Origin of the sequence: Burkholderia anthina (genome assembly GCF_001547525.1) — a bacterium.
GTDB classification, from domain to species: domain Bacteria; phylum Pseudomonadota; class Gammaproteobacteria; order Burkholderiales; family Burkholderiaceae; genus Burkholderia; species Burkholderia semiarida.
Map to the genome: position 1 here is coordinate 2433356 of NZ_CM003768.1, position 21412 is coordinate 2454767.

Genomic DNA, 21412 nt, shown 5'->3' on the forward strand with positions numbered 1-21412 from the left:
ACGCACTATTGCTGCGCGCGCAATCGTATGACCGGCGGCCTCTACGATCCCGAGAACATCGCGCTGGAAACGAGCCTCGGCTATTACCTGTCGAAGGCGAAGCAGGCGCTCGTCGAGCGGATGGATCGCGCGCTCGAACCGCTCGACCTCACCGCGCAGCAGATCGGCGTGATCCTGCTGCTGTCGCGCGGTTACGCGCGCACGCCGTTCGAACTGTCGCGCAAGATGTCGTACGACAGCGGCTCGATGACGCGCATGCTCGACCGGCTCGAACGCAAGGGGCTGATCGCACGCGCGCGCAGCGAGCAGGACCGCCGGATGATCGAGCTGACGCTGACCGACCGCGGCATCGAAGCCGCCCGCGCGCTGCCGTCGCTCGTCGCGACCGTGCTCAACGCACAGCTCGAAGGCTTTTCGGCCGACGAACTCGCGACGCTCACCGGCCTGCTGCAACGCTTCATCGCCAACGGGCCCGGCTCGACCGGCTGCCCGAAGCCCGACGAACCCGACTGCTGATGCACGCGGAGCCCCCATGTCGCAGTTAAACATTCGCTTATTTCTCTGTCTGGGCAGAAGATGACAAGGCACCCGCTCCGCTTTTCCCCTTTTTCCTTCCACCCGGCCGGGCCGCGCTGCGTCGCGCGTCCGTGCGTTGTGCCGGCGCGTCGCGCGCGCCGCGTCTAGGAGATTCCGATGTCCGCCACCACGGCATCCGCCCCCTCCCCCGCCGCCGAACCGGCGCCGCTGACCGGCGGCGCGCTCGCGCTGCTCACCGTCGGGCTCGCGCTCGGCACCTTCATGGAAGTGCTCGACACGTCGATCGCGAACGTCGCGGTGCCGACCATCTCGGGCAGCCTCGGCGTCGCGACGAGCGAAGGCACGTGGGTGATCTCGTCGTACTCGGTCGCGTCCGCGATCGCGGTGCCGCTCACCGGCTGGCTCGCAAGGCGGGTAGGCGAAGTGCGCCTCTTCACGCTGTCGGTGCTCGCGTTCACGATCGCGTCGGCGCTGTGCGGCCTTGCGTCGAACTTCGAGACGCTGATCGCGTTCCGATTGCTGCAGGGCCTCGTGTCGGGGCCGATGGTGCCGCTGTCGCAGACGATCCTGATGCGCAGCTACCCGCCCGCGAAACGCGGGCTCGCGCTCGGGCTATGGGCGATGACGGTGATCGTCGCGCCGATCTTCGGCCCGCTCCTGGGCGGCTGGATCAGCGACAACTACACGTGGCCGTGGATCTTCTACATCAACCTGCCGATCGGCGTGTTCTCGGCGACCTGCGCGTACTTCCTGCTGCGCGGCCGCGAGACGAAGACGACGAAGCAGCGGATCGACGCGATCGGCCTCGCGCTGCTCGTGATCGGCGTGTCGTGCCTGCAGATGATGCTCGACCTCGGCAAGGACCGCGACTGGTTCAACTCGTCGTTCATCGTCGCGCTCGCGCTGATCGCGGTCGTGTCGCTCGCGTTCATGCTCGTGTGGGAGGCGACGGAGAAGGAGCCGGTGGTCGACCTCACGCTCTTCAAGGATCGCAACTTCGCGCTTGGCGCGCTGATCATCTCGTTCGGCTTCATGGCGTTCTTCGGCTCGGTCGTGATCTTCCCGCTGTGGCTGCAGACGGTGATGGGCTACACGGCCGGCAAGGCGGGCCTCGCGACCGCGCCGGTCGGGCTGCTCGCGCTCGTGCTGTCGCCGCTGATCGGCCGCAACATGCACCGGCTCGACCTGCGGATGGTCGCGAGCTTCGCGTTCATCGTGTTCGCGGGCGTGTCGCTGTGGAACGCGACGTTCACGCTCGACGTGCCGTTCAACCACGTGATCCTGCCGCGGCTCGTGCAGGGCATCGGCGTCGCTTGCTTCTTCGTGCCGATGACGACGATCACGCTGTCGAGCATCTCCGACGAGCGGCTCGCGAGCGCGTCGGGGCTGTCGAACTTCCTGCGCACGCTGTCCGGCGCGATCGGCACGGCCGCCAGCTCGACGTTCTGGGAGAACGACGCGATCTACCACCATGCGCGGCTGTCGGAATCGGTGAGCGTCTATGCGCAGAACACGACCGATTACCAGGGCGCGCTCGCGCAGCTCGGCATCGTCGGGCAGACGGCCAATGCGCAGCTCAACCAGCTCGTCACGCAGCAGGGCTTCATGATGGCGACCAACGACTTCTTCCACCTGTCGGCGGGCGTGTTCATCGCGCTCGCGGCGCTCGTGTGGATCACGAAGCCGAAGAAGGGAGCGGGGCCGGCGATGGGGCATTGAGGGCCCGACGGGCGGCCGTCACGGCCGCCCTTTTTGTTTCACTGTCCGCTTCATCGCCCGGCGGCCCCACCCTCACTCCCGCGCTCGTAATCCCCCGAACGCCAGATCGTCGGCCGGCGCGAGCGGCAGCGTCGCCCGCGCGACGTCGAGCCACGCGCGCGCCGCGTGAGACAGGTAGCCCTTCTTCAGCCAGCCGAGCGCGATCGCCCACGTGATTTCCGGCTCGACGATCGGCCGGCACGTGAACTGGCCCGCGTCGAGCCGCCGGCAATACGGCTCGGGCAGCAGCGCGATGCCGACGCCCGCATGCACGAGCGCGGCCATGAAATCCCAGTGGCCGCTGCGGCTCACGATCGACGGCGTGAAGCCGGCCTGCCGGCACGCATCGAGCACCGCGTCATGCAGCGCGAGGCTTTCCGCATAGAACACGAACGATTCGCGCGCGAGATCCGCGAGCGGCACGGCCGTGTGATCCTCCCAGCGCGACTCGCGCGGCGCGACGAGCCACAGCGGCGCGCGCACCATCGGCAGCCGCTCGAACGTGCCGGGATCGACCGGCTCCAGCAGCCCGCCGAGCTCCAGCTCGCCCGACGTCAGCGCGGCCTCGATCATCCGCGCGCCCTGCTCGAACAGCTTCAGCTCGATGTTCGGGTAGCGCTGCTTGTACGCGGCGATGATCGGCGTGAACAGCGAGCCGCCGAGCGGCGGAATGCCGATCGTCAGCTCGCCGCGCCCGAGCGTGCCGAGATCGTTCAGCTCCGACTGCAACTGCGCCTGTGCGGCGAGCACGTCCTGGCCGCGCTGGAACACGATCCGCCCGGCGTCGGTCAGCACCATCTGCCGGCCGTCGCGCAGCAGCAGCGGCGAACCGATCTCGTCCTCCAGCGCCTTCACCATCTTGCTGATGGTCGGCTGCGTGACGAACAGCCTGTCGGCCGCCGCGGTGAAGCTCTGCTGGCGAACCACCTCGACGAAGTACCGCAGCGCGCGCAATTCCATCGATCACTCCCCACATTGGTGCAGCCACGTCAAAACGAATTCCGGATTGGAATGATAAGGATAGAGACAAGTCATTTTATTTATGGTTAGGGGAAACCCTATACTGAGGCCATCGACAGAAACATCCGTATGGAGCCCGCCATGAACCAGCCGACCGCCACTGCCGCCGCCCGCCCCGCCGCTTCGGGCAGCCTCGCGCACACGGGCCGGATCGTGCTGCAGGCCACCGCGCTCGGCGTGCTGTGGATGGCGGTCGACTGGGCCGTGCGCAAGATCGGGCTGCCGATTCCGTCCGGCGTGATCGGCCTCGCGGTGCTCCTCGTGCTGCTGTTCTCGGGCCGCGTCGCGCCGGCGTGGGTGAAGGACGGCGCGAACTGGCTGCTGTCCGACATGCTGCTGTTCTTCGTGCCGGCCGCCGTCGCGGCCGTGCAGTACGGCGGGCTGTTCCGCGAGGACGGCTGGCGCATCGCGCTGGTGATGCTCGCCGGCACCGCGTTCGTGATGGTCGCGGTGGCCGTCGCGGTCGATCTCGCCGCGAAGCTCGAACGCCGGCTCGCCGCACAACGCGTGTTCGCCGAGCGCCGCCGCGCGCGCCTGGGCGCCGTCGCCCACTGAGCCGGAGCCTTCCATGCTCGCCGCGCTATCGAACCTGCCCGCCGACCGCGTGAATACCGCGATCTCCGTCGGCTGCTTCGTGCTGACGGTCGTGCTGTATTTCGCGTCGAAGCGGCTCTACGCGTACAAAAAGACGCTGCTGTTCTCGCCGCTCGTGTTCGTGCCGGGCGTGCTGGTGCTGCTCGTGCTGCTGACCGGCATCCCGTATTCGGTCTACTTCCGCGACACGCGCTGGCTGATGTGGCTGCTCGGCCCGGCGACGATCGCGTTCGCGGTGCCGATCTACGAATACCGCGACCTGATTCGCCGGCACTGGCTGTCGTTGTCGGTCGGCGTCGCGGTCGGGATCGCCGCGGGCGTGTGCGGGTCGCTGCTGCTCGCGAAGCTGCTGCATCTGTCGCCCGAGCTGCAGCGCTCGCTGATGACGCGCTCGGTGTCGACGCCGTTCGCGCTCGCCGTGTCGGACAAGATCCACGCGCCGAAGGACCTCACCGCCCTCTTCGTGATCGCGACCGGCATCTGCGGAATGCTGCTCGGCGAGCTCGTGCTCGCGCTCGTGCCGATGCGCACGCGGCTCGCGCGCGGTGCGCTGTTCGGCGCGGCCGCCCATGGCGTGGGCACCGCGAAGGCACGCGAGATCGGCAGCGAGGAAGGCGTCGTGTCGAGCCTGACGATGATGATCGCGGGCGTCGCGATGGTGCTGATCGCGCCGCTGCTCACGCTGCTGCCGATCTGACGCCCGACGGGCGGGCGCCGCCGCCTGCCCTTTTCTCCGCGCGGCCGATTCCGCCCCGCTGGGCCGCCTGCGCCGCCGTTCCCCCCTGCATCGAGCCGGCGCCGCGCCGACAATCGGCTGAGATAGCCGCAATTCCCCCCTCTTTTCCGCCCATCGGCCTCGGCCCGGATGCCGAACAATGCATGCTACGAGACATCACGCACGCATTCACATGGCCACGACCGCAACCCCGACCGCCGACAAGCCGGCTTCCTCCGGCAAGTTCAAGCGCATCGCGCTCATCGCCGTCATCGCGCTGGGCGCAGCCGCCGCCGCCGCCGGCGGCATGTACGTGTTCCTGGGCAAGGCAGGCGTCGGCCATGCGAGCGCGCCCGCCGAGCCGGCGCCGCTTGCCGCGCCGGTGTTTTTCCCGCTCGACCCGATGACGGTGAACCTGCAGTCCGACGACGGCGTGCAGCACTACCTGCGCGTGGGCCTGTCGCTGAAGCTCACCGACCCGAAGGCGCAGGAGCAACTGACCGCGCGGATGCCGGAAATCCGCAGCCGGATCCTGCTCGCGCTGTCGAACAAGCATCCCGAGGAGCTGGCGACGCCGGACGGCAAACGTTCGCTCGCGAACGAGCTGCGGGAGCTGATCGCGCAGCCGACGCAGCCGGGCAACCAGCGCGCGAAGGTCGACGAGGTGCTGTTCACCGAATTCGTCGTCCAGTAACGCGGCCGCGAAAGGAGCGCGTATGGGTCACCAGGAGTTCATGTCCCAGGAGGAGGTCGATGCCCTCCTCAAGGGCGTCACGGGCGAAACCGATGCGGTCGACGAGCAGCGCGACACGTCGGGCGTCCGTCCCTACAACATCGCGACGCAGGAGCGAATCGTCCGCGGCCGGATGCCCGGCCTCGAGATCATCAACGACCGCTTCGCGCGCCTGTTGCGGATCGGCATCTTCAACTTCATGCGGCGCACGGCGGAAATCTCCGTCAGCCAGGTGAAGGTGCAGAAGTACAGCGAATTCACCCGCAACCTGCCGATCCCGACGAACCTGAATCTGGTGCACGTGAAGCCGCTGCGCGGCACGTCGCTGTTCGTGTTCGACCCGAACCTCGTGTTCTTCGTCGTCGACAACCTGTTCGGCGGCGACGGGCGCTTTCACACGCGTGTCGAGGGCCGCGATTTCACGGCCACCGAGCAGCGGATCATCGGCAAGCTGCTGAACCTCGTGTTCGAGCACTACACGACCGCGTGGAAGAGCGTGCGGCCGCTGCAGTTCGAATTCGTGCGCTCGGAGATGCACACGCAGTTCGCGAACGTCGCGACGCCGAACGAGATCGTGATCGTCACGCAGTTCTCGATCGAGTTCGGGCCGACGGGCGGCACGCTGCACATCTGCATGCCGTACTCGATGGTCGAGCCGATCCGCGACGTGCTCAGCTCGCCGATCCAGGGCGAGGCGCTCGAAGTCGACCGCCGCTGGGTGCGCGTGCTGTCGCAGCAGGTGCAGGCCGCCGAGGTCGAGCTGACCGCGAATCTCGCCGAGATCTCGGCGACGTTCGAGAAGATCCTGAACCTGCGCGCGGGCGACGTGCTGCCGCTCGAGATCGAGGACACGATCACCGCGAAGGTCGACGGCGTGCCGGTGATGGAATGCGGCTACGGAATTTTCAATGGTCAATATGCGTTGCGCGTGCAGAAGATGATCGGCGCGAGCGATTCGATGAAGGAAGGTGGATATGAGTGAGCTGAACCAGACGCCCGACGACGACATGCAGGCGATGGCCGATGCGGCCCTCGCGGCATCGGCCGCCGCGGCATCGGCCGCCGACGCGAAGGCGCCGGCCGCGGCCGACGAAGAGCAGGGCCTCGACGACTGGGCGGCCGCGCTCGCCGAGCAGAACCAGCAGCCGGTGCCGGCCGGGGCGACGGGCGCCGGCGTGTTCCAGCCGCTGTCGAAGGCCGCGGCAAGCTCGACGCACAACGACATCGAGATGATCCTCGACATCCCGGTCAAGATGACCGTGGAACTCGGCCGCACGAAGATCGCGATCCGCAACCTGCTGCAGCTCGCGCAGGGGTCGGTCGTCGAGCTCGACGGCATGGCCGGCGAGCCGATGGACGTGCTCGTGAACGGCTGCCTGATCGCGCAGGGCGAAGTCGTGGTCGTCAACGACAAGTTCGGTATCCGCCTGACCGACATCATCACCCCTGCCGAACGCATCCGGAAGCTCAATCGATGAACGTCGTGACGTCCGGCCGGCGCGCGTGCCGCGCGAAGGCGGCGGCGGTGCTTGCCGTCGCCGCGTCGCTCGCGTGCGCGCCGGCCGGCGCCGCCGACATGAACGCGGTGAACCACGCCGGTTCGATCGCATCGAGCGTGACGGTCGGTTCGGCCGTGCCGTCGCTCGGCATCGGCGCGGTGCTGCAGACGCTCGTCGGGCTCGCGGTCGTGATCGGCCTCGTGTTCGCGTGCGCATGGCTCGCGCGCCGCTTCGGCTTCCAGCCCGTGCGGCGCGGCGGCCCGTTGAAGGTCGTATCGAGCGTCGGGCTCGGCGCGAAGGAAAGCGCGACGATCGTCGAGATCGGCGACACCTGGCTCGTGCTCGGCGTCGCGCCGGGCAACGTGCGCCTGCTGCATACGCTGCCGGCCGGTTCGGTGACCACAGTCGCGGGCCCGGCCGCGTCCGACGCGTCCGCCGGCGGCGCTTCGCCCGGCGCCGGCCTGCCCGGCACGTTCGGCTCACGATTTCGCGACGCGCTCGCGGGCGAAGCCGCGAAACGCCTCGGGCGCGGCAAGGACCGCTGACATGGCGCCGCGCCCTCTTTCCGACTCCGCATTCCGATGAAACACGCCTTCCTGCGGCGCGCCGCGCGCGTCGCGCCCGTGCTGATCCTCTGTCTCGCCCCTGCGCTCGCGTATGCGCAGGCGAACGGCCTGCCCGCATTCAACGCGAGCCCGGGCCCGCACGGCGGCACCACCTATTCGCTGAGCGTGCAGACGATGCTGCTGCTCACGATGCTGTCGTTCCTGCCGGCGATGCTGCTGATGATGACGAGCTTCACGCGGATCATCATCGTGCTGTCGCTGCTGCGCCAGGCGCTCGGCACCGCGACGACGCCGCCGAACCAGGTGCTCGTCGGCCTCGCGATGTTCCTCACGTTCTTCGTGATGTCGCCGGTGCTCGACCGCGCGTACAACGACGGCTACAAGCCGTTCTCCGACGGCTCGATGCCGATGGAGCAGGCGGTGCAGCGCGGCGTCGCGCCGTTCAAGACCTTCATGCTGAAGCAGACCCGCGAGACCGATCTCGCGCTGTTCGCGAAGATCTCGAAGGCCGCGCCGATGCAGGGCCCCGAGGACGTGCCGCTGTCGCTGCTGGTGCCCGCATTCGTCACGAGCGAGCTGAAGACCGGCTTCCAGATCGGCTTCACGGTGTTCATCCCGTTCCTGATCATCGACATGGTCGTCGCGAGCGTGCTGATGTCGATGGGGATGATGATGGTGTCGCCGTCCACCGTATCGCTGCCGTTCAAGCTGATGCTGTTCGTGCTGGTCGACGGCTGGCAGCTGCTGATCGGCTCGCTCGCGCAGAGCTTCACGTAAGCGGAGGAACACGCGCGATGACGCCCGAACAAGTGATGACGCTGGCGCACCAGGCGATGATGGTCGGCCTGCTGCTCGCGGCCCCGCTGCTGCTGGTCGCGCTCGCGGTCGGCCTCGTCGTGAGCCTGTTCCAGGCCGCGACGCAGATCAACGAGGCGACGCTGTCGTTCATCCCGAAGCTGCTCGCGGTGGCCGCGACGCTCGTGATCGCCGGCCCGTGGATGCTGACGACGATGCTCGACTACCTGCGGCAGACGCTGCTGCACGTCGCGACGCTCGGCGCCGGCTGAGCCGCGCGTCCGCCCTCCTTTTCCCGCGATGTTCTCGGTCACCTACGCGCAGCTCAACGGCTGGCTGACGGCTTTCCTGTGGCCGTTCGTGCGGATGCTCGCACTCGTCGCGACGGCGCCGATGGTCGGCCACGCGGCCGTGCCCGTGCGCGTGAAGATCGGCGTCGCCGCGTTCATGGCGCTGATCGTCGCGCCGACGCTCGGCGCGATGCCGGACGTCACCGTGTTCTCCGCGCAGGGCATCTGGATCCTCGTCACGCAGTTCCTGATCGGCGTCGCGATGGGTTTCACGATGCAGCTCGTGTTCGCGGCCGTCGAAGCGGCCGGCGACTTCATCGGGCTGTCGATGGGGCTCGGCTTCGCGACCTTCTTCGATCCGCACTCGAACGGCGCGACGCCCGCGATGGGCCGGTTCCTGAACGCGGTCGCGATGCTCGCGTTCCTTGCCGTGGACGGCCATCTGCAGGTATTCGCCGCGCTCGCCGCGTCGTTCCAGTCGCTGCCGGTGTCGGCCGACCTGCTCCACGCGCCGGGCTGGCGCACGCTCGCCGCGTTCGGCGCGACCGTGTTCGAGATGGGGCTGCTGCTTTCGCTGCCGGTGGTCGTGGCGCTGCTGATCGCGAACCTCGCGCTCGGCATCCTGAACCGCGCGGCGCCGCAGATCGGCATGTACCAGATCGGCTTTCCCGTCACGCTGATCGTCGGGTTGCTGCTCGTGCAACTGATGATCCCGAACCTCGTGCCGTTCGTGTCGCACCTGTTCGACATGGGGGTCGATGCGATGGGGCGGGTGCTGATCGGGTGGCGGTAGGCGCCCTGTCGACCCACGTCGATGCTCGTTCGCGTCATTCGGGCGGGACTCGTCCCCTCCCGCCGCGACTCTCCCTGCGGCACGCCCGCGTTCGGCGTCGACCGTGCCCCTTTTTTCGTCCTTTCCGCGGCCCCGTCGAATGCCTACCGCCCGACCGCCCCGTGCCGCAACCGGCCCGACCCCCGCTTGCGCCCCGTCCGGCGGGCAATCGCGGCCGATGCCCGCACGTTCGGCCCACATCGGCGCTTGACCTCGGCCGACCGACTCGCTAGCGTTTCGGGTTTGCCCCGGGCGGCCCTTGCCGCCGGTGCCGTGAGCGCGCCCGACGTCCTGGCGCGCACGGCCGGGCTCCGATGGAAAAGACGATGCACAAACTCGATGCGGCCAGCCCGCAGGCGATGTCGACGGATTTCACCGCCGACAACGTCGCGCGCCTGAAGGCGCTGTTCCCCGAACTCGTGACCGAAGGCCCGCACGGCGCGTCGGTCGACGTCGACGTGCTGAAGGCGCTGGTCGGCGAACGCACGGTCGGCGACGCCGACGAGCGCTACGGCTTTCACTGGCACGGCAAGCGCGCCGCGCGCCAGGCCGCGCTCACGCCGTCGACGGGCACGCTGCGGCCGTGCCCCGACGACAGCGTCGCGTGGGACGACACGCGCCACCTCGTGATCGAGGGCGACAACCTCGACGTGATGAAGCTGCTGCACAAGAGCTACGCGGGCAAGGTGAAGCTCGTCTACATCGACCCGCCGTACAACACCGGCAACGATTTCGTCTATCCGGACGACTTCAGCGACAGCATCCGCCACTACCTGGCGATGACCGGCCAGACCGAAGCCGGCGTGAAGCGCAGCACCAACACCGAGGCGAACGGCCGGTTCCACACCGACTGGCTGAACATGATGTATCCGCGCCTGAAGCTCGCGCACGCGCTGCTGTCCGACGAAGGGCTGATCGCCGTGCACATCGACGAGCACGAAGTGCATGCGCTGGTGCTGATGCTGCGCGAGATCTTCGGCGAGGAAAACGAGCTCGGCGTGGCCGTGTGGGACAAGCGCAACCCGAAGGGCGACGCGCGCGGCATCGCGTACCAGCACGAATCGCTGGTGCTGTTCGCGCGCAACGCCGAGACGCTGCTCGAACGCGCGCCGCTCAAGCGCCCGAAGCGCAACGCGCAGCGCATGCTCGACGCCGCGCACGACGCCGTGTACCGCAGCGGCAACCCGAAGGACGCGCAGAAGGCGTACCGCGCGTGGATGAAGGCGCAGACCAACCTGTCCGGCGGCGAGGCGATGTACGACCGGCTGTCGGCGGAAGGCCGCGTGTACCGTCTCGTGTCGATGGCGTGGCCGAACAAGAAAAAGGCGCCGGAAGAATACTTCACGCCGCTGATCCACCCGGTCACCGGCAAGCCGTGCGCGATGCCGGCGCGCGGCTGGCGCAACCCGCCCGCGACGATGCAGGCGCTGATCGAGCGCGGCCAGATCGAATTCGGCCCGGATGAAACCACGCAGCCGCAGCGGATCTACTACCTCGACGAGAACATGTACGAGAACGTGCCGTCGGTACTGCCGTTCGCCGGCTCCGACGACGCGCTGCTGAAGGCGCTCGGCATCCCGTTCGATCTGCCGAAGCCGGTCGACTTCGCGGCCGCCGTGATCGGCTGGTGCACGCGCGGCGACGACATCGTGCTCGACTGCTTCGCCGGCTCCGGCTCGACGGGCCACGCGGTGATGCAGGTGAACGCGACCGACGGCGGCGCGCGCCGCTACGTCCTCGTGCAACTGCCCGAGGCGCTCGATCGCCGCGACAAGACGCAAACCGCGGCCGCCGATTTCTGCGCGAAGCTGAAGAAGCCGCTGACGCTCGCGGAAATCACGAAGGAGCGCCTGCGCCGCGCCGCGCAGCAGGTCGCGCGCGACTATCCGGAAAGCTATGGCGACCTCGGCTTTCGCGTGTACCGGCTCGACACGACCAACGTGATCGAGTGGGACCCGCGCCGCGACGACTTCGACCATGCGTTGTTCGCATCCGTCGAACACGTGAAGACCGGCCGCACCGAGGACGACCTGCTCGCCGAGCTGACGCTCAAGCTTGGGCTCGACCTGTGCACGCCGGTCGAGCACCACCAGGTGGCCGGCAAGACGGTGCATCTGATCGGCCGCGAGATCGTCGCGTGCTTCGATGCGCGCCTGTCGCGCGACGATGCGGGCCCGCTCGCCGACGGCATCGTCGACCTGCTCGATGCGAGCGGCGCGTCGCGCGACGTCACGTGTCTGTTCCGCGACAACGGTTTCGTCGACGACGTCGCGAAGCTCAATCTCGCCGCGCTGCTCGAACAGCACGGCGTGAAGCGCGTGCGGAGCCTGTGATGCGGCTGCATTTCGAAGCGGATCTCGACTACCAGCGCGAGGCGATCGACGCCGTCTGCGACCTGTTTCGCGGCCAGGAGTCGTATCGCGGCGATTTCAGCGTGCTCGCGAACGCCGCGCCCGGCACGACGGCCGCCGCACAGGGCTCGCTCGGCTTCGCGGTGTCGGAGCAAGGCGTCGGCAACCGGCTGTCGCTGACCGACGACGCGCTCGCGCGCAATCTCGCCGACGTGCAGTTGCGCGGCGGGCTGCCGCCGTCCGGCCTGCCCGGCTCGCGCGACTTCACCGTCGAGATGGAGACGGGTACCGGCAAGACCTACGTGTACCTGCGCACGATCTTCGAGCTGAACCGCCGCTACGGCTTCACGAAGTTCGTGATCGTCGTGCCGTCGATCGCGATCAAGGAAGGCGTGCACAAGACGCTGTCGATCACCGAGGATCACTTCCGCGCGCTGTACGCGGGCGTGCCGTACGACTACTTCCTGTACGACTCCGCAAAGCTCGGCCAGGTGCGCCACTTCGCGGCGAGCGCGGCGATCCAGATCATGGTGATGACGGTCGCCGCGATCAACAAGAAGGAAATCAACAATCTCTACAAGGACAGCGAGAAGACCGGCGGCGAGAAGCCGATCGACCTGATCCGCGCGACGCGGCCGATCGTGATCGTCGACGAGCCGCAGAGCGTCGACGGCGGGCTCGAGGGGCGCGGCCGCGAGGCGCTCGCCGCGATGGCGCCGCTCTGCACGCTGCGCTATTCGGCCACGCACGTTGACCGTCACCACATGGTGTACCGGCTCGATGCGGTCGACGCGTACGAGCGCAAGCTCGTCAAGCAGATCGAGATCGCGTCGGCGATCGTCGAGGACGCGCACAATAAGCCGTACGTGCGGCTCGTCGGCGTGTCGAACCGGCGCGGCGCGATCAGCGCGCGCGTCGAGCTCGACGTCGCGACGGCGGCCGGCGTGAAGCGCCAGATCGTGTCGGCCACCGACGGCGACGATCTCGAGCGGCTGACGAAACGCGCGCTGTACGCAGGGCTGCGGATCGGCGAGGTGCATGCGGTGAAAGGCGCCGAGTACGTCGAGCTGCGCCATCCGGATGGCGAGGCATTCCTGTCGCTCGGCGAGGCGTTCGGCGACATCGACACGCTCGCCGTGCAGCGCGAGATGATCCGCCGCACGATCCGCGAGCATCTCGACAAGGAGCTGCGCCTGGCCGAACGCGGCGTGAAGGTGCTGTCGCTGTTCTTCGTCGATTCGGTCGAGCGCTATCGCCGCTACGACGAGAACGGGATGCCCGTGAAGGGCGACTACGCGCTGATCTTCGAAGAGGAATATGCGCGCGCGGCGCGCGTGCCGGCCTACCGTGCGCTGTTCGACGGCGTCGACGTCGCGCTCGAGGTCGAGCGCGCGCACAACGGCTACTTCTCGATCGACCGCAAGGGCGGCTGGACCGACACGAGCGAAAGCAGCGCGGCGGCCCGCGAGAACGCGGAGCGCGCGTACGGCCTGATCATGCGCGAGAAGGAGGCGCTGCTGTCGTTCGACACGCCGCTGAAGTTCATCTTTTCGCACTCGGCGCTGAAGGAAGGCTGGGACAACCCGAACGTGTTCCAGATCTGCACGCTGCGCGACATCCAGACCGAACGCGAGCGCCGTCAGACGCTCGGCCGCGGCCTGCGCCTCGCCGTCGACCAGGACGGCGAACGCGTGCGCGACCCGGGCGTGAACACGCTCACCGTGATCGCGACCGAGCGCTACGAGTCGTTCGCCGAGAACCTGCAGAAGGAAATCGAGGCCGATACGGGCATCCGCTTCGGGATCGTCGAGGAACACCAGTTCGCGGCGCTGCCGGTGCAGGAAGACGACGGGCCCGCGCACGCGCTCGGCATCGAGCTGTCGCGCGTGCTGTGGAACCATCTGCACGAGCAGGGCTACGTCGACGCGCAGGGCAAGGTGCTCGACCGGCTGAAGGATGCGCTGCGCCAGAGCGCGCTCGTGCTGCCGGATGCGTTCGAGCGGCTGCGCGCACCGATCGTCGCGACGCTGCGCAAGCTGTCGGGCCGCTTCGCGGTGCGCAACGCCGACGAGCGCCGCGCGATCGCGTTGCGGCGCGATGCATCGGGCAAGGCCGTCGTGTTCGGCGAGGATTTCCGCGCGCTGTGGGACCGCATCCGCCATCGCACCGTGTACCGCGTCGAGTTCGACAACGCGAAGCTGGTGCGCGACTGCACGGCCGCGTTGCGTGACGCGCCGGACATCGCGCGGGCGCGGCTGCAGTGGCGCAAGGCCGAGATCGACATCGGCAAGGCCGGCATCGAGGCGATCGAGGTGGCCGGCGCCGGCACGGTGCTGCTCGACGAAGGCGAATTGCCGCTGCCCGACCTGCTCACCGAGTTGCAGGACCGTACGCAGCTCACGCGCCGTTCGCTCGCGACGATCCTCGCCGACAGCGGCCGGCTCGACGATTTCCGCGTGAATCCGCAGCAGTTCATCGCGGTGGCGGCCGACGCGATCAACCGCTGCAAGCGGCTCGCGCTCGTCGCGGGCATCGCGTACCGCAAGCTCGGCGAGCGCCACGTGCATGCGCTCGAATCGTTCGAGAGCGAGGCGCTGACCGGCTATCTGCGCAATCTGCGGCTCGACGCGCGCAAGTCGATCCACGAAGCGGTCGTGTGCGAGACGGACGCCGAACGCGCGTTCGCCGATGCGCTCGAAGCGCACGACGGCGTGAAGCTGTACGCGAAGCTGCCGGCATGGTTTCGCGTGCAGACGCCGCTCGGCAGCTATCACCCGGACTGGGCCGTGCTTGCGGAGCAGGATGGCGGCGAGCGGCTGTACTTCGTCGTCGATACGCCGAATACGGACGGCCACGTGCCGAGCGAGCACGAGCGCGCGAAGCTCGCGTGCGGCGAAGCGCATTTCCGTGCGCTGGCCGATGGCGACGGCGCGGCGCGCTTCGTGCGCGTCAAGCACGTCGACGCGCTGTTCGAACCTGCGGCGCCGCTGGCAGGCGCGAGGCGGTGAGACGAAGGGCGGCGACGAGCCGCCCTTTTTTGTCGGCGTGGCCGGGCCTTTATCGATCGCGCCACGCACGATGCGCGCCGCACGACGTTGTAAATGATCGTAACGATGCGTGCGCACGCATTCGTCGGATCAATCCGGGGCGTGCATGAACGCGGGAACGAAGCACCGGCGCGACGCCACGGCATCGCGCCGGCGGCGAGGTCGCTTACTGCGCCGGCTGCATGCCCTGCGCGGCGGCCTTGTGCTGCGCGGCCTGCTCTTGCGCCTGCTTCTTCGCCATGTGATGACCGACGATACAGCCGCCGACCGCGCCGACCACCGCGTGGTGCCCCGCGTAGTGGCCAGCCACACCGCCGACTACCGCGCCCTTCATGCAGCCCGCCGCGTGAGCGCTGCCGATCGTTGCGAGCGCAACGGCCGCGGCGGTTGCATACCGTCCGATGTGCCGGATGGGATTCATACGATCACTCTCCTCGTGTTGTCGTGATCAGTGTTCGCGCGAGCGGGTCGCCGCGCTCAGTCCCAACGGCCGCGCCAGCCGCCGCCGTCACGCCAGGCGCGCTCGCGCCACTCGTGTTCGCGCCATTCACGGCGGCGCCACTCGCGTTCACGCCATTGACGCGCACGCCAGTCATCGCGATAGCCGACCGGCGCGTACATCACCGGCGGAGGCGGCGCCACGTAGACGGGCGCCGGCGCCGCATAGGCGGGCACACCGATGCCGACCGACAGGTCGACGTGGGCCGAGGCGACGCCCGAAGCTGCCAGCGCCGCTACACCGAGAACTGCACCGAGAATAAATTTCTTGCTCATTTCGCGACTCCCTGCACGTGTCGTGCGTCATGTGACTACGGTTCGGAGTCTAGGCACCGTGCGCCGACACAGGTGAAACGGGTATGCGAGACAGGTAACGGACGTTTACGGGTGCTCGCAAAGCCTTATGGAACAAGGAAGAGACGGTATTCCACACACCGTTGCGGCGATGCATCGGGCCGGTAAAAGGGGGATTTTCGGCACGAAACCGGGCAACGGGATCGAACCCGCCGGTGTGCATGGCGAGCGAACCGCCCTCACCGTGCGGCGCGAGCGGTTCGTGGCGGCGCGCGTTACGCGCGGATATCGTCGACGCTGCGCAGCCAGTGCACGCTGAACAGGTTGTCCGCGTCGGTCCACACGGTATCGGGTTCGAACCCGGCGCGGCGCGCGATCGCACGAAAGCCGTCGATCGTGAACTTATGCGAGTTTTCCGTGTGGATGCGCTCGCCGGCCTCGAAGCGGAACGCGTGGCCGCGCACGTGCACGGTCTGCGCGACGTCGCTGACGAGATGCATCTCGATGCGCTGCCGCTCGCGGTCGTAGAACGCGCAATGCGAGAACGCATCGACGTCGAAATCCGCGCCGAGCTCGGCATTCGCACGCGCGAGCAGGTTCAGGTTGAACTGCGCGGTCACGCCCTGCGCGTCGTTGTACGCGCGGTGCAGCGTGCGCTCGTCCTTCACGAGATCGACGCCGACCAGCAGGCCGCCGCCGCGCAGCAGCCGCGCCGCGTCGCGCAGGAACGTGTCGGCCTCTTCCGGCGAGAAGTTGCCGATCGTCGAGCCGGGAAAGAAGCCGATGCGCCGCCGCGGCGTGTCCGTCAGCGCGGCCAGTTGCTCGGCCTTCGTGTAGTCGGCCGCGAGCGGCGCGACGTCGAGCCACGGATAGGCCGCCCGCAGCCGCGCGGCCGCGCCGTGCAGGTAGTCGGCCGAGATGTCGACCGGCACGTAGCGCGCCGGCGCGTTCGCGTAGTTGCCCGCGAACGCGTCGAGCAGCACGCGGATCTTCTCGAGCGAACCCGCGCCGAATTCGACGATGTCCGCATGCGGGCCGACGCGCCGCACGATCTCGGCCGCGCGATCGCGCAGGATGCCGAGCTCCGTGCGCGTCGGGTAGTACTCGGGCAACTCGCAGATGCGGTCGAACAGCGCGGAGCCGGCCGCATCGTAGAAGTATTTCGGCGGGATGCTGCGCGGCGTGCGCGACAGTCCGTCGATCAGGTCGCGCTCGAACGCGCTCGGCCGCGAATCGCGGGCGGGTTGCAGGCCACCGCTCGTGGCCGTCAGATCAGACGTCTCGCGCAAGTCGCACCCCCGTGAATTGCCAGCGTGCCGCCGGCGGAAAGAAATTGCGGTACGTCGGCCGTTCATGCCCCGGCGGCGTCGCGATGCTGCTGCCGCGCAGGACCTGCTGGCCGACCATGAACTTGCCGTTGTATTCGGCCGCGACCCCGGCGAGCGGCCGAAAGCCCGGATACGGCTCGTACGACGAACGCGTCCACTGCCAGACGTGCCCGAGCATCTGCCGGATGCCGTCGGCCGCGAACGCGGTTTCCCATTCGAATTCGGTCGGCAGCCGTGCGCCGGCCCATTCCGCGTACGCGGCCGCTTCGTAGAAGCTCACGTGGCATACCGGCGCGTCGGGCGCGAGCGGCTCGACGCCGTGCAGGCCGAACGTGCGCCGCACGCGCGTGGCGGCCGCATCGTCGTCGTCCGGCATCCAGTACGCGGGCCCCTGCCACCCTTCCCGCTGCACCGTCGCCCAGCCGTCGGACAGCCAGAACTCGGGGCGCGTATAGCCGCCGTCGGCGATGAACGCCGCGAATTCCGCGTTCGTCACGAGGCGGTTCGCGATCTCGTACGGCCGTACGAGCGCGGTATGACGCGGCCGTTCGTTGTCGAACGAGAACGTGTCGCCGTCGTGCCCGATCTCGACGAGCCCGCCTGGCTGGGGCAGCCAGCGCAGCACGCCGGCGTCGCCCGCGGCCATCGCGTCGCCGTCCGTCGCGTTGCGCGGCCGGAACGCCGGCTTCAATGGATTGCACGAGAACGCGTGCAGCATGTCGGTGACGATCAATTCCTGATGTTGCTGCTCGTGATGCAGGCCGAGCACGAGCTCGGGTTCCATCGCGTCGAGTAGCGCCGCATCGGCGCTGGCCAGCGCGCGCAGCATCGCGTCGTCGACGTACTGCCGGTACGCGTGCACCTCGTCGAGCGACGGACGCGTGAGCAGCCCGCGCTGCGGCCGCGGATGGCGCGGGCCGAGCGCTTCGTAATAGGAATTGAACAGGAACTGGAAGGCGTCGTCGAACGGCGCGTAGCCGGGCACGCGGCGCATCAGCACGACGGTTTCGAAGAACCAGGTCGTATGCGCGAGATGCCATTTCGTCGGACTTGCGTCGGGCATCGACTGCACGGCCTGGTCTTCGGCGGACAGCGTCGCGGTCAACGCGACGCTATGGGCGCGCACGTCCTGGTAACGGCGCTGAAGCTGGGATGCAAGAAGGCTCATCGGTTTACCGTTCACGTCGCGATTCGCTGCGTTGCGTTGCCGGAAAAGGGAAAGCCTTGCGCGGATGCGCGCGGCTGACGTGCGATTTGCTGCTGCGTCGTCGGGCAGCCGGCGCGCGCGCCGGGCCGCGGATGCGGCGTCACTTCATCTGCCCGTGCAGAACAGTATGGTCCAGAAATGTGAACGTCGCGAATCGGATTTCGGATGAAACGAAGGCGAAAGAAAAATGAAAGCATGCGTGATGTCGGCATCGCCGGTGCAGCGGACCGCCGATGCCCTGTCGTGGTGGGGTTCGGCGACGGGGGCAATACGCGTGCCTACCGCTGCATGCTGCTGACGCCCGGTGACAGCCGCGCGGCGTGCGTGAAAGGTCGATGGCGCGCGTGGGTCGGAGGCGCGGCGTCCCGCGGACGATTCGTCAGTCGATATCGCGTTGTTCTCCGTGCCCCGCTCAACGCCTCTGCCCTGCGCTGGCCGCCGCTTTCTTCTCCGGCCGCAAAAAATTTTTTACGCCGATGTCACACGCGCGGGGGGCTCGCTCGTCATATCGGCGGAACCCACACGAAAGGAGAAGGAACCATGACTGCGAAACTCAATCCGTTTGCCGCCGCCCCCGCGTTGATGAAGCAATGGATGACCGTGTCGGTCGCCGCTGCCGGGAGCCTCGAGCCGACGCTGATCGAGCTGGTCAAGATCCGCGCGTCGCAGATCAATGCATGCGCGAACTGCCTTAACATGCACACCGTCGAGGCGCGCGAACAAGGCGAGACCGAGCAGCGCATCTATCTGCTGTCCGCGTGGCGCGAAGCGCCCTGCTACACCGACCGCGAACGCGCGGCGCTCGGCTGGACCGACGCGCTCACGCGGCTGTCGGAGGGCCACGCCGCGCACGAAGCGGCCCATGCGGCGCTGAACGACCATTTCAGCGAGGAGGAACAGGTGAAACTGACGGTGATGATCAACGTGATCAACGGCTGGAACCGGCTCGCAGTCGGCTTCGGGCTGTGGGTCGACCCGGCCGCCGCGAAGGCCGCCGCCGCGAAGATGGTGGCTTGATGCCGAACCTCGACCCGGCCAGCGGCGGCGCCGACGAACGGGCTGACGCGGCGGCGAGCTTCGATCCGCTGCGTCGCACGCTGATCCGCGTCGCGTACCGGATGCTCGGTTCCGTCGCGGATGCCGAGGACATGGTGCAGGACGCGTTCATCCGCTGGATGGACGTCGACCGCACCGACGTGCGCGTGCCGGAGGCGTTCCTGCGCCGCATGGTGATGCGCATGTGCCTCGACCAGTTGAAGTCCGCGCGGTATCAGCGCGAGACCTATATCGGCCCGTGGCTGCCCGAGCCGGTCGTCGAGGAAGACGAACAGGACGACGTCACGCTGCCGCTGCTGCTTGCACTCGAACGGCTGTCTCCGCTCGAACGCGCGGCGTTCCTGCTGCACGACGTGTTCGGCGTCGAATTCGACGAAGTGGCCACGACGATCCGGCGCGATCCGGCCGCGTGCCGGCAGCTCGCCGCGCGGGCCCGCACGCACGTGCGCGACGCGCGGCCGCGTTTTCATGTCGAGAAGCAGCGCGGGATCGAACTGGCCGAAGCGTTCTTCGCGGCGTCGCGCAGCGGCGACATGCGCGCGCTCGGCGCGATGCTTGCGGAGGATGTGAGCCTGCATTCCGACGGCGGCGGCAAGCGCGCGGCCGCCGGCAAGCCGGTGTTCGGCTTCGAGCTCGTGATGCGGGTGCACGCGCACCTGGCCGAGTTGTTCGAGACGCATGCGTCGAAGCTCGTGCGGGCCGGGTTTATCAACGGGCTGCCGGGGTTCGTCACGCTGGAAGCCGACGGCGAGCTGCAGACGACCGCGCTCGAGATCGACGACGGAAAGATCGTCGCGATCTATGTCGTGCGGAATCCTGATAAATTGAAGCATCTGCATTGAGCGTGCGCGGGTGGCGTGCGGCTTCAAGCGGCCACCCTGCCCGCTTTCTCGTTCGATCCGGCGCGAGCCGATGACGTCATCGGAATGCGGCCACCAAGGCGTGAATGAGCGACGTCGCGTAACAGAAAAATACGAACGCGACGGCAAAGCCGATTACCGCGAGCCAGTTCGTGCCGCCTTGCACGCTCAGGAGTGCAAGAAAGGAGTCGCCGGGTGCGGAATGGGGACGCAGCCTCGTGATCGCCCGGCGGACATGCGCCTGATAGAAACTGTTGCCATGCAAGCCAAGTATCACCGAAATCCCGATGCCGATTGCGTTGCTCTGACTCGAGTCGAAGAAATTCGGGAAGAACAGCATTTCGATCAGCGAGAGCCCGAATACGATTCCGAATAGCGCCAGCGCATGCCAGTACATGCCACGGTACGCCATCCAGAACGGCCCCACCAGAAAGGCTGCCCAGTTCCAGGAATGCTTGCTCCTGCGTGTCGCGGCGATTGCCCATTTCGTTTCATACCAGCGGGCTTTTTTCCCAACGTAAGCGGCGATTTCGTCAGTGCTGACGGGTGTCGTGGTCTCGGACATGTGTGTGTTGGCCCTCGGTGGCGCAGCGTGCGCGTTATTGGTATCGGGTCCGCTCACTGCGTCGGCAAGATGTGTGCGCTTTCCCGGGAATGCCGCGGCGGGTCTTTTCGGGTATCGGGACGCGTCGACGGTCGGCCGAGTCTATGCGGCGTACGGCGATGGAGTAAGAGAAGCCGGAGTAGCGTGGATGCGGGCGCGCGGACGAAACGCACGTCGGCTGGTGCTGTGCCGCGCCCTCTGCATACGGCCGCAATTGTGTCGAACCGTTTCGACAGTCAATACGTGTAGCGCGGGATACGGAGAGAAACGTGAAGGCTGGCGCGCGGCCGGATGCTACCCGTCGGCGCAAAGAAAAACGCCACGCGAGGTTGCCGCGTGGCGTTTGTATGTTTGGCGAGCCGCGTTGCCTGTAGGCAAGTTGTGCTGCCGGACCCCTTCATTTTGTTCGTTGGTAGGCTCGATTGGATTCGAACCAACGACCCCCACCATGTCAAGGTGGTGCTCTAACCAACTGAGCTACGAGCCTAAGAAGCCGCGAATTATAGAGAGGGTTTTGGGGGAGCACAAGCCCCTTCGTGAAAATTTTTGAATCGACGTGTGCGCAGGCTGACGATCGATGTTGCCTCGAGATGCAGGAAGTGTGGACGTCACTTGTTCGCATCACAGCAAAACGCGTCGATGTGCTGCCGTGTTATCCACATCGCCCTCTGGATAACCGTCCGGCAAGCCTCTGGATTCACAGTGGAACGATTGAGGATATGTCGGCGCAGCTGTGAATCGACGAAAAGTTGTTCTGTGCTGCCGGACACTGTTCACGTCGCGCACCCAGGGTTATGCATTTCGCTTCGCGTTGAAAATTCAGTGCGT

22 protein-coding genes and 1 tRNA gene are annotated in these 21412 nt (G+C 67.6%); 15 read left to right on the forward strand and 8 right to left on the reverse strand.

Annotated features, from left to right (window positions below):
• Positions 1–27 precede the first annotated feature (27 nt).
• Both WS64_RS11120 and WS64_RS11125 read left to right on the forward strand, forming a co-directional pair.
• Positions 28–516 (forward strand): MarR family winged helix-turn-helix transcriptional regulator, encoded by a 489-nt coding sequence (locus WS64_RS11120; RefSeq protein WP_059580411.1) that lies wholly within the window; start codon positions 28–30, stop codon positions 514–516.
• A gap of 177 nt (positions 517–693) precedes the next feature.
• Positions 694–2256 (forward strand): DHA2 family efflux MFS transporter permease subunit, encoded by a 1563-nt coding sequence (locus WS64_RS11125; RefSeq protein ID WP_059580409.1) that lies wholly within the window; start codon positions 694–696, stop codon positions 2254–2256.
• A 72-nt stretch (positions 2257–2328) separates the two neighbouring features.
• Here the strand turns inward: WS64_RS11125 and WS64_RS11130 are convergent, their stop codons facing one another.
• Positions 2329–3255: a LysR family transcriptional regulator gene (locus WS64_RS11130; RefSeq protein ID WP_059580406.1), complete on the reverse strand. Its 927-nt coding sequence runs from the start codon at positions 3253–3255 to the stop codon at positions 2329–2331.
• A gap of 141 nt (positions 3256–3396) precedes the next feature.
• Here WS64_RS11130 and WS64_RS11135 point away from each other — a divergent pair, with 141 nt between their 5' ends.
• The 11 genes from WS64_RS11135 to WS64_RS11185 all read left to right on the forward strand — a co-directional run bounded on the left by WS64_RS11135 (position 3397) and on the right by WS64_RS11185 (position 14698).
• Positions 3397–3870: a CidA/LrgA family protein gene (locus WS64_RS11135; RefSeq protein WP_060966465.1), complete on the forward strand. Its 474-nt coding sequence runs from the start codon at positions 3397–3399 to the stop codon at positions 3868–3870.
• A 13-nt stretch (positions 3871–3883) separates the two neighbouring features.
• Positions 3884–4606: an LrgB family protein gene (locus tag WS64_RS11140; protein ID WP_059580404.1), complete on the forward strand. Its 723-nt coding sequence runs from the start codon at positions 3884–3886 to the stop codon at positions 4604–4606.
• 211 nt (positions 4607–4817) lie between these two features.
• A complete protein-coding gene (fliL, locus tag WS64_RS11145; protein WP_179231707.1) occupies positions 4818–5318 on the forward strand; it encodes a flagellar basal body-associated protein FliL in 501 nt (166 codons plus the stop codon).
• A 22-nt stretch (positions 5319–5340) separates the two neighbouring features.
• Entirely contained in the window at positions 5341–6339 is a 999-nt protein-coding gene (gene fliM, locus WS64_RS11150; protein WP_059580399.1) for a flagellar motor switch protein FliM, read from the forward strand.
• A complete protein-coding gene (gene fliN / locus WS64_RS11155) occupies positions 6332–6835 on the forward strand; it encodes a flagellar motor switch protein FliN (RefSeq protein WP_059580396.1) in 504 nt (167 codons plus the stop codon). Before fliM ends, fliN begins: the two co-directional genes overlap by 8 nt.
• Positions 6832–7401 (forward strand): flagellar biosynthetic protein FliO, encoded by a 570-nt coding sequence (gene fliO, locus WS64_RS11160; RefSeq protein WP_060966466.1) that lies wholly within the window; start codon positions 6832–6834, stop codon positions 7399–7401. The genes fliN and fliO overlap by 4 nt, the downstream gene beginning before the upstream one ends.
• Before the next feature lie 36 nt (positions 7402–7437).
• On the forward strand, positions 7438–8199 hold the full coding sequence (fliP, locus tag WS64_RS11165) for a flagellar type III secretion system pore protein FliP (protein WP_059580391.1): 762 nt from the start codon (positions 7438–7440) through the stop codon (positions 8197–8199).
• Positions 8200–8216: 17 nt separating this feature from the next.
• Positions 8217–8489, forward strand: coding sequence for a flagellar biosynthesis protein FliQ (fliQ, locus tag WS64_RS11170; protein WP_006401718.1), 273 nt, complete (start codon positions 8217–8219; stop codon positions 8487–8489).
• 28 nt (positions 8490–8517) lie between these two features.
• On the forward strand, positions 8518–9300 hold the full coding sequence (gene fliR / locus WS64_RS11175) for a flagellar biosynthetic protein FliR (RefSeq protein WP_060966467.1): 783 nt from the start codon (positions 8518–8520) through the stop codon (positions 9298–9300).
• A gap of 353 nt (positions 9301–9653) precedes the next feature.
• Positions 9654–11672 (forward strand): site-specific DNA-methyltransferase, encoded by a 2019-nt coding sequence (locus WS64_RS11180; RefSeq protein WP_060966468.1) that lies wholly within the window; start codon positions 9654–9656, stop codon positions 11670–11672.
• Complete coding sequence (locus tag WS64_RS11185) at positions 11672–14698, forward strand: type III restriction-modification system endonuclease (RefSeq protein WP_060966469.1); 3027 nt, start codon at positions 11672–11674, stop codon at positions 14696–14698. The genes WS64_RS11180 and WS64_RS11185 overlap by 1 nt, the downstream gene beginning before the upstream one ends.
• Before the next feature lie 205 nt (positions 14699–14903).
• On the opposite strand, the gene WS64_RS11190 is transcribed toward WS64_RS11185, so the two are convergent.
• The 5 genes from WS64_RS11190 to WS64_RS34285 form a co-directional block, all read right to left on the reverse strand.
• On the reverse strand, positions 14904–15158 hold the full coding sequence (locus WS64_RS11190) for a hypothetical protein (RefSeq protein ID WP_060966470.1): 255 nt from the start codon (positions 15156–15158) through the stop codon (positions 14904–14906).
• 56 nt (positions 15159–15214) lie between these two features.
• Positions 15215–15511, reverse strand: coding sequence for a hypothetical protein (locus WS64_RS11195; protein ID WP_059580378.1), 297 nt, complete (start codon positions 15509–15511; stop codon positions 15215–15217).
• Between the two features lie 293 nt (positions 15512–15804).
• On the reverse strand, positions 15805–16818 hold the full coding sequence (gene egtD, locus WS64_RS11200) for an L-histidine N(alpha)-methyltransferase (RefSeq protein WP_059637965.1): 1014 nt from the start codon (positions 16816–16818) through the stop codon (positions 15805–15807).
• A complete protein-coding gene (gene egtB / locus WS64_RS11205; RefSeq protein WP_060966471.1) occupies positions 16802–18025 on the reverse strand; it encodes an ergothioneine biosynthesis protein EgtB in 1224 nt (407 codons plus the stop codon). Before egtB ends, egtD begins: the two co-directional genes overlap by 17 nt.
• An 11-nt stretch (positions 18026–18036) precedes the next feature.
• Positions 18037–18261, reverse strand: coding sequence for a hypothetical protein (locus tag WS64_RS34285; protein ID WP_155720415.1), 225 nt, complete (start codon positions 18259–18261; stop codon positions 18037–18039).
• 343 nt (positions 18262–18604) lie between these two features.
• Between WS64_RS34285 and WS64_RS11215 the strand changes: the two genes are divergently transcribed.
• Together WS64_RS11215 and WS64_RS11220 are read left to right on the forward strand one after the other, a co-directional pair.
• Entirely contained in the window at positions 18605–19081 is a 477-nt protein-coding gene (locus tag WS64_RS11215; RefSeq protein WP_060966472.1) for a carboxymuconolactone decarboxylase family protein, read from the forward strand.
• Complete coding sequence (locus WS64_RS11220; protein ID WP_060966473.1) at positions 19081–19962, forward strand: sigma-70 family RNA polymerase sigma factor; 882 nt, start codon at positions 19081–19083, stop codon at positions 19960–19962. The genes WS64_RS11215 and WS64_RS11220 overlap by 1 nt, the downstream gene beginning before the upstream one ends.
• Before the next feature lie 76 nt (positions 19963–20038).
• On the opposite strand, the gene WS64_RS11225 is transcribed toward WS64_RS11220, so the two are convergent.
• On the reverse strand, positions 20039–20545 hold the full coding sequence (locus WS64_RS11225) for a DUF2628 domain-containing protein (RefSeq protein WP_060966474.1): 507 nt from the start codon (positions 20543–20545) through the stop codon (positions 20039–20041).
• A gap of 449 nt (positions 20546–20994) precedes the next feature.
• Positions 20995–21071, reverse strand: a tRNA-Val gene (locus tag WS64_RS11230).
• Positions 21072–21412: the final 341 nt, after the last annotated feature.